The 13,820-nt window shown below is 52.3% G+C and carries 8 protein-coding genes and 2 rRNA genes (1 of these 10 cut by a window edge); 8 read left to right on the top strand and 2 right to left on the bottom strand.

The genetic code is table 11. From position 1 onward, the window contains the following. From HUN04_03775 to HUN04_03750, 6 genes are all read left to right on the top strand, one after another. Positions 1-1,670, top strand: a 23S ribosomal RNA gene (locus tag HUN04_03775) (it extends 1,323 nt beyond the left edge of the window). Positions 1,671-1,907: 237 nt separating this feature from the next. Next, positions 1,908-2,024, top strand: a 5S ribosomal RNA gene (rrf, locus tag HUN04_03770). Between the two features lie 145 nt (positions 2,025-2,169). After that, positions 2,170-3,981, top strand: a complete 1,812-nt coding sequence (locus HUN04_03765) for an adenine deaminase (GenBank protein ID WDP88899.1) — start codon at positions 2,170-2,172, stop codon at positions 3,979-3,981. Between the two features lie 14 nt (positions 3,982-3,995). Then, positions 3,996-4,559, top strand: a complete 564-nt coding sequence (locus HUN04_03760) for a type I restriction enzyme HsdR N-terminal domain-containing protein (protein ID WDP88898.1) — start codon at positions 3,996-3,998, stop codon at positions 4,557-4,559. A gap of 116 nt (positions 4,560-4,675) precedes the next feature. Continuing rightward, a complete protein-coding gene (locus tag HUN04_03755; GenBank protein WDP88897.1) occupies positions 4,676-5,866 on the top strand; it encodes a PilT/PilU family type 4a pilus ATPase in 1,191 nt (396 codons plus the stop codon). After that, a complete protein-coding gene (locus HUN04_03750) occupies positions 5,863-6,570 on the top strand; it encodes a hypothetical protein (protein ID WDP88896.1) in 708 nt (235 codons plus the stop codon). The genes HUN04_03755 and HUN04_03750 overlap by 4 nt, the downstream gene beginning before the upstream one ends. 21 nt (positions 6,571-6,591) lie before the next feature. Here HUN04_03750 and uvrA read toward each other — a convergent pair whose 3' ends face one another. Beyond that, complete coding sequence (gene uvrA, locus HUN04_03745) at positions 6,592-9,423, bottom strand: excinuclease ABC subunit UvrA (protein ID WDP88895.1); 2,832 nt, start codon at positions 9,421-9,423, stop codon at positions 6,592-6,594. Beyond that, complete coding sequence (gene pdxA, locus HUN04_03740) at positions 9,420-10,454, bottom strand: 4-hydroxythreonine-4-phosphate dehydrogenase PdxA (protein WDP88894.1); 1,035 nt, start codon at positions 10,452-10,454, stop codon at positions 9,420-9,422. The genes uvrA and pdxA overlap by 4 nt, the downstream gene beginning before the upstream one ends. 523 nt (positions 10,455-10,977) lie before the next feature. On the opposite strand from pdxA, the gene dnaA reads away from it, so the two are divergent. Then, positions 10,978-12,393, top strand: coding sequence for a chromosomal replication initiator protein DnaA (gene dnaA / locus HUN04_03735; GenBank protein ID WDP88893.1), 1,416 nt, complete (start codon positions 10,978-10,980; stop codon positions 12,391-12,393). Next, positions 12,394-13,776, top strand: coding sequence for an FAD-binding protein (locus HUN04_03730; protein ID WDP88892.1), 1,383 nt, complete (start codon positions 12,394-12,396; stop codon positions 13,774-13,776). Positions 13,777-13,820 lie beyond the last annotated feature (44 nt).

Genomic DNA, 13,820 nt, shown 5'->3' with positions numbered 1-13,820 from the left:
GATTGCACAAGTGCCCATGCTGACATGAGTAGCGATAAAGCGGGTGAGAGGCCCGCTCGCCGTAAGCCCAAGGTTTCCTGAGTAAAGCTAATCTGCTCAGGGTTAGTCGATCCCTAAGGCGAGGCCGAAAGGCGTAGTCGATGGAAAACAGGTTAATATTCCTGTACCACCCAGTTATCGTTTGAGAGAAGGGGGGACGCAGGAGGGTAGGTCATCCGTCTGTTGGAATAGGCGGTTCAAGCTCGTAGGCTTAAATCCCAGGCAAATCCGGGATTTTATACGGCCGAGAAGTGATGAGGAGGCTCTTAGAGCCATAAACTGACTGATCCCATGCTGCCAAGAAAAGCCTCTATCGAGATAACAGGTGATCGTACCGTAAACCGACACAGGTAGGCAGGGAGAGTATCCCGAGGCGCTTGAGAGAACTCTGGTTAAGGAACTCGGCAAAATGATACCGTAACTTCGGGAGAAGGTATGCCCTTGACTGTGATTTGTATACACATTAAGCGGTTGAGGGCCGCAGAGAATTGGTGGTAGCGACTGTTTACTAAAAACATAGGACTCTGCAAAGTCGCAAGACGAGGTATAGGGTCTGACGCCTGCCCGGTGCCGGAAGGTTAAGGGGATTTGTTAGCTTCGGCGAAGCACTGAACTGAAGCCCCGGTAAACGGCGGCCGTAACTATAACGGTCCTAAGGTAGCGAAATTCCTTGTCGGGTAAGTTCCGACCTGCACGAATGGCGTAACGACTTCCACACTGTCTCAACCAGAGACTCAGCGAAATTGGAATGGCGGTGAAGATACCGTCTACCCGCGAAAAGACGGAAAGACCCCGGCACCTTTACTACAGCTTGACATTGGATTTTGGGATATGATGTGCAGGATAGGTGGGAGACTTGGAAGCATGCTCGCCAGAGTGTGTGGAGTCACCCTTGAAATACCACCCTTCATATTTCAGTGTTCTAACCACGGCCCGTGACCCGGGCTTGGGACAGTGTCTGGTGGGTAGTTTGACTGGGGCGGTCGCCTCCCAAAGAGTAACGGAGGCGCGCGAAGGTTCCCTCAGGCTGATTGGAAACCAGCCGTAGAGTGCAAAGGCATAAGGGAGCTTGACTGCGAGAGAGACATTTCGAGCAGGTACGAAAGTAGGTCTTAGTGATCCGGCGGTTCTGAATGGAAGGGCCGTCGCTCAACGGATAAAAGGTACGCCGGGGATAACAGGCTTATCGCCCCCAAGAGTTCACATCGACGGGGCGGTTTGGCACCTCGATGTCGGCTCATCACATCCTGGGGCTGGAGCAGGTCCCAAGGGTTTGGCTGTTCGCCAATTAAAGTGGTACGTGAGCTGGGTTTAAAACGTCGTGAGACAGTTTGGTCCCTATCTTTCGTGGGCGTAGGATATTTGAGGAGATCTGTTCCTAGTACGAGAGGACCGGAATGGACCAACCAATGGTGTTCCAGTTGTTCCGCCAGGGGCATTGCTGGGTAGCCAAGTTGGGTACGGATAACCGCTGAAAGCATCTAAGCGGGAAGCCAACTTCAAGATTAGATATCCCATCATTTGACTGAAGACCCCTTGAAGACTACAAGGTTGATAGGCCGGGTGTGTAAGCATGGTAACATGTTCAGCTTACCGGTACTAATAGGTCGTGAGGCTTAGCCACTTTTTTCCACGAATAAATTTAGACGCTTTGATGTCTGCGTAAATTTTGCGAATTTCTTCGTTGCTACGCATCAATTTTAAAACGGGGTAGTCCACTACACCTTATTTAAAATTAATGCTTGCGCCTCGAAATTCACTAAAATTTACTTTGCCATAGATATTACTACAACGAATTAAACGAATTTTGGATACAAGCAGCACGCAAGTTTACCCCAATCTGAAGCTGCGGATCCAACCCGATTTAATCCGGTGGCAATGGCAAGGTGGTCACACCCGTTCCCATCTCGAACACGGAAGTTAAGTGCCTTAGCGTCGATGGTACTGCATGGGAGACTGTGTGGGAGAGTAGAACGCTGCCGGATTATTCTTCAAAAGCCCTGATCATTCACAGCGAATGGTCAGGGCTTTTTTTATTTTCCAATAGCAATTACATGGCCAGATACCATATAATGATAAAGTATCCATCGGCAGGGACGTTAATAGAGTTTTTCAGGGAGTGTAAAAAAAATGACCATATCAAAACGGCATTTGATAACCCGGGATTTGGCAGCCGCAGCCATGGGACAGAAAGCGGCAGATCTCATTATCAGGGGAGGGCGTCTGGTAGATGTCTGTACCGCACGGGTACGTTCCAGTGATATTGCTGTTTCCCAGGGATTTATTGTCATGGTCGGGGACTGCAGCCATATCAAAACAGATGAAAACACCACAGTGGTAGATGTCAACGGGAAATTCCTTTGCCCCGGGCTGATTGATTCACACATGCATGTTGAAAGCTCCATGGTTGATCTGCCGGCATTTGCCGCCGGCGTACTGCCCCACGGCACAACGACCATTTGTCCCGATATTCACGAAATTACAAATGTTTTGGGTATGGATGCTCTCAGGCTGTTTAAGGAGAGCGCTGCGAATCTGCCCCTAAAAGTGCTTACGGCAATGCCTGTCTGTGTGCCTTCTCTTCCAGGAATGGAGGATGCCGGGGCCGCCATAGGGCCGGAGGACGTGGCCGAAGCCTATAAAGAGGGATTGGCTTTTCTACAGGGCGAGCAGATGAATTTCCCCGGTGTGATATTTGGTGATGAAGAGGTCCACCGGATAACCGGTCACGGGCTTAAAGCTGGCAAGGCACTTACCGGTCATTATGCCGGAGAGGACCTTGGGGGCGGTTTGAATGCTTATATTGCGTCGGGGCTGATGGCTGACCATGAAACCACTACGGCCCAAGGTGCATTGGCAAGAGCGCAACTGGGAATGTATGTTCAGCAACGATATGGCAGTGCCTGGTTAGATCTCCCGAACCTGATTACTGCCATTACTGAAAACCCTGGACTTGACACCCGTTTTTTCACTCTGGTCACTGACGATGTGACCCCAGCTACCATTGCCGAAGAGGGGCATCTTATCCGGGTTCTGAGAAAGGCCGTCAGCCTGGGGCTGAATCCCATAACAGCGCTTCAGATGGTGACCATAAATGCGGCTCAGCTTCTTGAACAAACCCAATGGATCGGTTCTATTACACCGGGCCGTGCTGCGGATATCCTTGTGGTGGACTCTTTGTCAGAGTTTACCATTGATCAGGTATATTCAGATGGAAAACTCGTGGCTGAGAAAGGGCGAATGATAAAGGATATTCCCGCTTTTCAGTACCCGGATTGGGCTGTGAACACCGTCTGCCTGGACCCTTTATCCAGCGAAGATTTTCAGATATCCTGCGCGTCTTCACTCTCTGCAACAGCCCGGGTGATTGAATTGGTGCCGGGAAGGGTGCACACTTTTTCCCGAGAGATGAAGGTATCTGTTAATAAGGGGATGATCCAAGCCGACCCTGAACAGGATATTGCCAAAGCGGCCATGTTTTACCGCCATAAATTGGGCGATAATCCTCCTCCGAAAAAAAGAGCATTGGGACTGGTTTCCGGTACCGGATTCAAACCAGGCACCGCGTATGCCTCTACGGTTTCCCATGACTGCCATAATCTTTTGGTGGTGGGAATGGATGATGAGGCCATGGCATTGGCCGCCAATACGCTGATCGCCTCCAAGGGCGGCCTGGCTGTGGTTGAATCCGGCAGGGTTTTGGCACACCTGCCCCTTCCGCTTGGGGGATTGATGAGCCTGGAAACCGTTGAAACGGCTGCCGCATCGGTAAAGAGGGTTGAACGGGCCATGGCGGACATCGGCTGCTCCCACCCATCATTTGAAATGACCCTCAGCCTTTTGGGATTGGTTGTCCTTGGAGAACTTCGACTTTCCAACAGGGGACTGGTTCAGATGAAAGATGGGAAGCCCCCTGAATTTGTGGACCTTATTGTGGCTTAGAAAAGAGAGAGATCATGGAAAAAAATCCCCATCACCTGGTAATGGGCGAGCTGACAGATTATCTCAGTGGCGAGATCCTGCCCGATACCCACGATGAGCGATACCGGCAGAAACTGGCCAGATTGCTTGTCGAGACCCTTGGGTATGATAAAGCGGATATCGAGAAAAATCGTGAGGTGATCATCCGTGTCGGGGGGCGCCGGGCCACACTCAAAATTGATTTTGTCATATCCAGGCAGAACTCTGCTGTAATGATGATTAAATATGCGCCCGGGTCCCTTGTGACCCGGCGCCTGTCCAATATAGCCCTGTCGCGAATCCTTTTTCCCTACCAGATTCCGGTGGTCGTGACAACCAACGGAGAGGACGCCGAGGTCATCTGCGGTGCCACCGGAGTGGTTAAAGGCCAAGGACTTCGCGATATCCCGGGGATTGAAGATCCCTGGGTGCAGTCTCTTCCCCAATTGCCAGAACCTGTTTCCCCGCAATTGGCCGATAAGGCCGCCAAGATTTCCTTTGCCTGCTGGATTGACGGTGCCTGTCCCTGCGATTCTGATATCTGCACCCTTCAGGACTGATGCCGCATCCATAAATCCATCCTTGCTTTTCGCCCAGAAGCTGTGGTAAAAATTTTTAATTCGCAATACTTTAAAATCGTAACTAAAATTTGTCACCCAATAAAAGGAAGAGGGCCATGAAACAGCCTGAAATTGATTATTGGATCACCTGTATGCTGGAAACATTTGAGAATGTGTCTGATCTCAATGTGACCGTGGGAAAATCTTTACAGGTGGAGACTTCGGGACAGCTTACCGATGTCGCTGTATCCCCGCCCGTAAGTGAACTCTCCCCTTTCCAGGCCGAGGTGTTTGCATTGAATTTGATTAACGGAGATCCGAGGCTTTTGGAAGACCTGGTGAGGACCGGCTCTTGCGATCTTTCCTATTGGCTCGGAAACAAAGCCCGGTTCAGGGTTAATATCTTTAAACAGAAAAATCATCTGACCACCATCCTGAGAAAGCTTGAAACCACCATCCCCAGCATCGAGAAATTGGGTCTTCCCCCTATTTTCAGGAAAATGGGTGAGGAAAAAAACGGGCTCATACTGGTGACTGGCGCCACCGGGTCGGGTAAATCCACCACCCTGGCTGCCCTGCTCAATCAGATTAATGAGGAAAAGTCCCTGCACGTGGTCACTCTGGAGGACCCGGTGGAATTTGTCCATCCCCATAAAAAAGCCACATTCAACCAGCGCGAACTGGGGAATGATTTTGACACCTTTCCAACGGGCTTGCGGGCGGCTTTGCGCCAGGCCCCCAAAGTCATTCTGGTGGGGGAGATGCGGGACCGGGAAACCATGGAAATCGGCCTCTCTGCGGCCGAAACCGGCCATCTGGTTCTTTCCACCCTCCACACTGTGGATGCCGGCCAGACCATTAACCGTATCCTCGGTATGTTTGACCAGGAAGAGCAGCCCCAGGTCCGGGCCAGGCTGGCAGACACTATCCGGTACATTGTCTGCCAGCGCCTGCTGCCCAGATCCTCGGGCGGGCGGGTAGCCGCCCTGGAAATTATGGGCATGAACCTGCGCATCAACGATATCATTCTTAACGGCGAATCCGAAGGCAAAACCATCCACGAGGTCATTTCCAATTCCACCGCCTTCGGGATGCAGACCTTTGACCAGCACATCCTGGAATTGTATAAGGCGGACATCATCACCGAGGAAACGGCCTTTTCCTATGCCTCTCATAAAAATGTTCTCGCCCAGGGCATGGATGTACTCAAACGCGAAAAGGGAGAAAAAACCTCGGGGATTGAAGGGTTGACCATTGACTGGAAGGAAGAAAAGGATACCGAAGAGAACGGGGAGGTGCCGTCATGATATCCCAATGCCCCCATTGTGACCAGCCTTTGAAATTTTCACAGCCCCAAATGGAGAAATTCAAACAGGCCCTGGCCAAACTGCCCCAGGGGCGTGCCTTGAAGTTCGGCTGCCCGAAATGCCGTACCCCAATTGAAATAAATAAGGACGGGACGCTGGCTGATAAGTCCCGTGAAGCAGTCCCAAGGCCCTCACCGCCGGTGACGCCGCCGGAGGCCCCGGATATTTCCTGGCTCTCATCGGGGAACCAGGAGGGGGAACAGGTGCTGGAGGATGTGCCCACAGCAATGGTCCTGATCAATGATCCTGCCGTTCTGGATCAGGTATCTGGGGTTCTCCAAGAGCGGAATCTTCAGATTCATTGCCCGGAAAATGTGGATGAAGCCGTTGCCGGACAGCGTTTTAAAACCTATGATGTGGTCGTGTATTTCACGGGGTACGAGGACGGGCCGGTGGAGGTGCATGATTTCCATAAGTTTATGTCTGCAATGAGCATGAACCGCCGGCGGAATATCTTCTATACCCTGGTCGGGCAGGAGGTGCGCACCCTTTATGACCTTGAGGCCCTGACCCTCAACGCCAACCTGGTGGTCAACACCCGGGAGCTCCCCCATTTTGCCCAGGTGTTCCAAAAGGGGGTAAAAGGGCACGAGGCATTGTTCGGTCCCTATATATCCATGCTCAATCAGCACGGCAAGAGCTAGGCCCTTTTTACGGCCGCCCCCTTAGATGTTTAGAATTTTTGCCAGGTAGAATCCGGTGTGGGATTTGGGGTTTCCTGCCACTTCCTCGGGGGTCCCCCGTGCCACGATACTGCCGCCCTTGTCCCCGCCTTCCGGGCCCAGGTCAATAATATGGTCGGCGCATTTGATCACATCCAGGTTGTGCTCAATGACCACCACGGTGTTGCCGGCATCCACAAGCCGGTCCAGCACTGCCAGCAGCCGTCTGATGTCGTCTGAGTGAAGCCCCGTGGTGGGCTCATCCAGGATGTATATGGTCCGCCCTGTGCTGCGTTTGGACAATTCCCTGGCCAGTTTGATACGCTGGGCTTCCCCGCCCGAAAGGGTGGTGGCTGCCTGGCCCAGCTTGATGTATCCCAGTCCCGTTTCCACAAGGGTGGCCAGGGTGTTCCGGATGGCGGCCACTTTATCGAAAAAGACCACGGCCTGGTTGATGGTCATATCCATTACCTGGGCAATATTTTTTCCCTTGTATTTTATTTCCAGGGTTTCCCGGTTGTACCGGCGTCCTTTGCACACATCGCAGGCCACGTAGACATCCGGGAGAAAATGCATTTCAATTTTAACAATTCCGTCTCCTGTGCAGGCCTCGCACCGTCCCCCTTTGATATTGAAACTAAAGCGGCCTGGCTTGTAGCCCCGTGCCCTGGCGTCAGGGGTCTTGGCAAAGAGATCCCGGATATGGGTGAACACCCCGGTGTAGGTGCCTGGATTGGAGCGGGGCGTTTTGCCGATGGGTGACTGGTCAATGTGGATGACCTTGTCCAGATGTTCAATGCCTTCAATGGCTTTATGGGATCCAACGGGTTTCCCCGACCGGTTGATCCGGCTGGCCAGGGCCTGGTAGAGGGTGGAAAGGACCAGGGTGGATTTCCCTGAGCCCGATACCCCTGTGACACAGGTAAAACAGCCCAGGGGAAAGGGGACATCCAGTTTTTTCAGGTTGTTGGCGCAGGCGCCTGTTACCGTCAGGGTCTTTCCATTTCCCTTGCGCCGATGCGGGGGAATGTCGATTTTTCTTCTGCCGGATAAGTATTGGCCCGTCAGCGAGTCTTCATCTTTCAGCAAGGCTTCCGGCGGTCCTGAAAAGACGATTTGTCCGCCGTTGACTCCGGCCCCGGGGCCCACATCAATCACATGGTCCGAGGCCATGATGGTGTCTTCGTCATGTTCCACCACAAGGACGGTATTGCCCAGTTTTTTAAGGTGCATGAGGGTGTTGAGCAGCCGGGCATTGTCCCGCTGGTGCAGTCCGATGCTGGGCTCATCCAGCACATAGAGGACCCCGGTGAGTTTGGAGCCGATCTGGGTGGCCAAGCGTATCCGCTGGCTTTCTCCGCCGGAGAGGGTGGCGGCGGACCGGTCCAGAGTGAGGTAATCCAGGCCCACATCCTCCAGAAAGGCCATGCGCTGGACCAATTCACGGATTATGGCGTCGGCAATGACTTTTTCTTTGCCGTCAAGGGTCATGGCTGAAATAAACCGGCCCGCCTGCGTTACTGACATGGCTGAGATTTCCCAGATCCGCACATCTGCCACCCGCACGGCGGCGGATGCCGGATTGAGCCGGGAACCCGTGCATTTGGGGCAGGCCTTGAATCCCATATACTGTTTGATCTCTTCCCGTACAGAAGCCGATCCGGTTTCGCGAAATCGGCGTTTCAGGTTAGGAATCACCCCTTCGAATACCTTTTTATAGGTGATCTTTTTTCCGGCCCGTTCCACGTAAAAGGGGATTTCCTCTTTTTTAGACCCGTTGAAAACCACCTTTTGGAATTTGGGGGAAAGGGCCTTGAAGGGCTTATAGATATCTTCCTTGTAATGGGTGACTAGGGCATCCAGAAATTCCATATGCTGGACGGAATCCTTATTGGCCCAGGGCAGTACCGCACCTTCCCGCAAAGAGATATGCGTGTCGGGTACAATCAGGTCGGGATCGAATTCTGTGGTATATCCCAGCCCGTCGCAGTGGGGGCAGGCCCCCTGGGGGGAGTTGAACGAGAACGATGCCGGGGTAAATTCAGGGTAGGAGATGCCGCAGTTGATGCAGGCGGCCTTTTCACTGAACAGGGTCTCGGATTTCCGGTCCAGGTTTACAATGAGGACCTGACCGCCGGAGAGGGTCAGGGCTGTTTCCATGGAGTCGGTGAGGCGGTTTTCAATTCCAGGCTTGAGCAGCAGCCGGTCCACGATGACCTCAATGGTGTGTGCCTTATTTTTGTCCAGTGCCGGCAGGTCCTCCATGCGGTAAAGGGTCCCGTTCACCCTCAGCCTTGCAAAGCCTTGTTTGCGCATCTCCAGAATCAGCTGCTCATGGCTGCCCTTGCGAGCTGCGGCCAATGGCGAAAGCACCATGATTTTTTCCCCGTCGGCCATGGTCTCTGTTCCCAGCAGCTTATCCTTGATCTGGTCGATGGAGGCTCCGGCGATGGGGTTTCCGCACTTATGGCAGTGGGGACGGCCCACCCGGGCAAAGAGCAGCCGAAGATAATCATAGATTTCAGTGACCGTGCCCACCGTGGATCTGGGATTGTGGCTGGCGGTTTTCTGTTCAATGGATATGGCCGGGGAAAGTCCGTCAATGGCGTCCACATCGGGCTTGTCCATCTGGCCCAGGAACTGCCTGGCGTAGGTGGACAGGGATTCCACATACCGTCGCTGCCCCTCGGCATAGAGGGTGTCAAAGGCCAGGGTGGATTTTCCGGAACCGGAGAGTCCGGTCACAACGGTGAGGCTGTTTTTGGGAATTGTTACATCCACGTTTTTCAGGTTGTGTTCCCGGGCTCCGCGTATGATGATTTTATCACCGGTCATTTGGTGCTTTCCCGGCTCCGGTTGCCGGCCTGGAGTACAGCCATTTTAATGGCCTCCTTGAGGCTTGTTTCATCTGCCTTATTCTGCCAGGCGATATCATAGGCTGTGCCGTGGTCCACGGATGTGCGGATGATGGGCAGTCCGATGGTGGTGTTGACCCCGTCCTTGAAATGGGTCATTTTGAAGGGAATCAGTCCCTGGTCATGGTAGAGGCAGACCACGGCGTCGAACCGTCCCTGAACGGCATTGAAAAAAACGGTATCCGGTGGCAGGGGACCTTGGACATTGTATCCTTTTGCCAGGGCCGCCGCCACGGCGGGGCGGACAATGGTCTCTTCTTCATTGCCGAACATTCCCTCTTCCCCGGCATGGGGATTTAATCCGGCCACGGCCAGCCTCGGAGATGGAATTCCGAATCTGCCGGCCAAGGCCCCGTGGGTGAGATCAATGATTTTCAGGATGGTGTCGGTGGTCAGGTCCTGGGGCACCCGGGCCAAGGGAATATGAATGGTGGCCAGGACCACCTTAAGACGACTGCCTGCCATCATCATGGCAAACTTGGCGGTGCCGGTTCTGTGGGCGATGAGCTCGGTATGGCCATGGAACCTGGATCCGGCAGCCTTTAGCCCGGTTTTGGTAATGGGACCCGTGACAAGGGCATCAATTTCACCGGCAATGGCCAGATCCGTTCCTTTGAGTATATAGGCCTCCATGGCTTTACCGGTCCGGGCTGTGGGGGGGATGGCAAGGGTGTCTTCCGGCGTTAAGTTTGACACCGGGATGAGGCTGAGCCGGTTGTGGGCTTGGGTAAAGCGCTCCGGCTGGTCAATGTTATACAGGGTGAGGGCACTGTCCGTCAGTTGAATGGCCTTGTTCAGTACGGCCTTATCGCCGATGACCACAGGCCTGCAGATCTGCATGATGTGTTTGTCCGACAGGGCTTTGATAAGAATTTCCGGCCCTATACCTGCGGGGTCGCCCATGGTGAGGCCGATCACTGGTCTGGCCGATCCGGTCTTGAAATGAGTCATGTGTATATCGTTTTATGGTTTAGGTTAATTGATTCAGGGGTATAAAGGGTGAATATACTATTGCACGGGGGAGGTGTAAATAAATTTAAGTGAGTAAATTGTGAAACCACCATGATTTTGAGTTTTAAAAAAATGTAGTCGTTTTTATTTAAATTGGAGTAAATCGAAGCAAATCAGAGTAAATGGAAGTAAAAAAAAATGGAATTTTTAAAAGAAAAGTATTGACCATGAAAAATTCCCTTGAAAAATAGATGGTTGCCGAACTGTCTGAAATTTTAGGGGAAAAACCATGTTTCACAAAAAATATCGGGTAAAATCAGTGGGTTGAAAAAATATACCAAATGCGAAACTAACAGGGCGCTAACCATTCTTATTCCAGTTGACCGCAAAATTTTATTCGAATAAAAAAATAGCTAAATTTTATTTACGTCATTATGAATCATTTTTTTTATTAATCCCATCAAGGCAGTTTCCCGTTGTTTGTGGTGCTGTTTTTTTATCGGAAGGTTTTTGTGTATAACTAATGGAGTCGTTCTGGAAACAAGTTAAATCTGAAATTAAAAGTTCTGTACCTGACCACTGCTATAGAATGTGGATCGAACCCGTCGCTCTTCTTGATCACGATTCAGACCATATTACCCTCTCTGCCCCAAATGAGTTTTCCATGCGCCGGCTTAAGGAAAATTACCGGGGAAGCATTGAACGGGAGTTTTCCAGACTGGGCCGTCAAGTCCAGGTTGAATTCAAGACCCACAGCAAAAAGGCGAATTCTAAGGAAAGTTCGGCAAAAGCCAAGTCCACAGAGCGCTCCAAAGGATTTTTTCCAGCCCGGTCGGCCGTGGGGCGGCCGTCCCCCAAAGTCTCCGCAATGGAGCAACCCATGCTGCCCGGCATGGATCCAACCTTCCACAGCGGGCGGATGCTTAAAAAGAATTTTACCTTTGATGATTTTGTTGTGGGCGATAACTCCAATTTTGCCTATTCAGCCTCTCTGTCCCTGGCCCAAGGGCGGATCAACGGAACCGGGATCCTCTATCTGCTGAGCAAGACCGGATTGGGCAAAAGCCACTTGTCCCAGGCCGTCGGCCACCATATCATTGCCAATTCCCAGGCCAACAGGGTGTACTACGTTACGGCCGAGGATTTTACCAATGAAATGATATTTTCCCTTAAAAACAATGTCATTGACCGGTTTAAGGAAAAATATCGCCAGAAATGCGATGTCCTCATTTTAGAGGATATTCACTTTTTGTCCGGTAAAACAGCCACTCAGAAGGAATTAGCAATGACTTTGGATTACCTTCTGGACGCCGATAAAAAGATTATTTTCTCCGGCTGCGAACGGCCTGATGAAATTCCCAAGCTCAATGTCAACCTCAAGTCCAGGCTGAACATGGGGCTGGTAACTGAAATCCAGGCGCCGGACTTTGATACCCGGATTAAAATCCTGGACAAAAAATCCAGGGGCATGGGGTGTGTACTCCCCACCAATGTGAGCGAATATATTGCCCAGGAACTCTGCGACGATGTGCGCCAGTTGGAAAGCGGAATGTTCGGCGTGGTCGCCAAAGGCCAGCTTATGGGGAAAAACATTGATATCGATCTTGCCAAAAGCGTGTTGGAGAACATGACCCGAAGTCGCAAGAGCATCACCATTGACCTGATCAAAAAAATGGTCTGCAATGAGTTTTCCATTACCGAAGAGGACATCATTTCCAAATCCAGGAAACAGCGCATTGTAAAACCCCGCCAGGTGGCCATGTTTTTGGCCAAGCGGTATACGGACCAGCCCATCAAAAAAATCGGCTCCAGCTTTAAAAAATACCATGCTACGGCCATCTATTCAGTGAATGCCATTGAAAAGGAAATAAAGCGCAGGGGCCAGATCTACGAACAGATCAATTACCTGTCCAAAAAACTGGAAACCGGGAAGTTTTAAATGCCTGTCTCCTCCCAGGCCCTGAAGGCCTTAAAGGCAATTCTGGGCCCGGAGCAGGTCTCGACCGGAGAAGAAGAGCGGCTGGTTTATTCCTATGATGCCACGGGCCGGTCACATCTGCCCGATACTGTTCTTTTTCCGGACACCGAATCGCAGATTTCCGAAATTTTTAAATTGGCAGGGAGGGAAGGCCTTCCCGTCATTCCCAGGGGGAGCGGTTCCGGCATGACCGGCGGCGCCGTACCGGTGAAGGGCGGGCTGGTGGTTTCCACCGGCCGGATGAACCGGATCGTTGAAATTGACGACCGTAACTTCACCGCAAGGGTGGAACCCGGTGTCATCGTTGCGGACCTCCACCGGGCAGTGGAATCCCGGGGATTGTTTTATCCGGTGGATCCGGCATCCTCTGCTGTATGCACCATCGGCGGCAATGTCGGGGAATGCGCCGGCGGGCCCAGGGCGGTGAAGTACGGGGTCACCCGGGACTATGTGCTGGGACTCCGGGCGGTACTCCCCACGGGGGAAATCATAGAGACCGGTGTGTCAACGGCGAAAGGGGTTGCCGGATATGATCTGACCCGCCTCATTGTCGGATCCGAAGGTACCCTGGCGCTGGTCACTCAGATTACGCTCAGACTTTTACCCAAGCCGGCCGCCGTTAAAACCATGGCCGTGTTTTTTGACAGCACCGAGAAGGCGGCACAGACCGTGTCTGCCATCATTAAGCATGCCGTGGTCCCCAGGTGCGTGGAGTATCTGGATGAGGTTTCCCTTTCCCTTGTCCGGGACAAATTGTCGTTTGAACTTCCGGAGCTGACTGCGGCCATGCTCATCATCGAGCTGGACGGCAGTGCCGAGGGGGTGGAAAACGATGCCGGCGCCATTAAATCCTTCTGCATGGAAAACCAGGGGGCCCTGGCAGTGATAATGGCCGGAACCCCGGAAGAAACCGCCGCCCTCTGGCAGGCAAGAAAATCACTTTCCCCGGTTCTTTTTAAAATTGCTCCCCATAAAATTAATGAAGATATCGTGGTGCCTATTTCAAAAATACCGGACATGGTGGATGCCGTCCGGGATATTCAAAAGCGTTCCGGCCTCACAGTGGTGGCCTTCGGCCACGCCGGCGACGGTAATATCCACTGCAATATCATGTACGATAAAACCGATCCGGACCAGAATAAAAGGGCCCATGAAGCGGTGGATAGACTGTTTGGCGTAACGCTGGAGCTGGGGGGAACCATCACCGGAGAACATGGGGTGGGGATCACAAAGATGAAGTATCTGACCAGGGAGATCGGGGCAGGGGAGCTTGCCCTGATGAAGGGGATCAAAAAGGTATTTGATCCCCAGAATATCCTTAATCCGGGCAAAATATTTTCCTGACAGATTGCTACTCAGGAAGCGGCTGTCCCGTGGCCGCGCTTTTC

Origin of the sequence: Desulfobacter sp., from assembly GCA_028768525.1 — a bacterium.
Lineage (GTDB): Bacteria > Desulfobacterota > Desulfobacteria > Desulfobacterales > Desulfobacteraceae > Desulfobacter.
The sequence above is the reverse complement of the archived record's forward strand: the minus strand, read 5'-3'. Positions and strand labels throughout refer to the sequence as shown.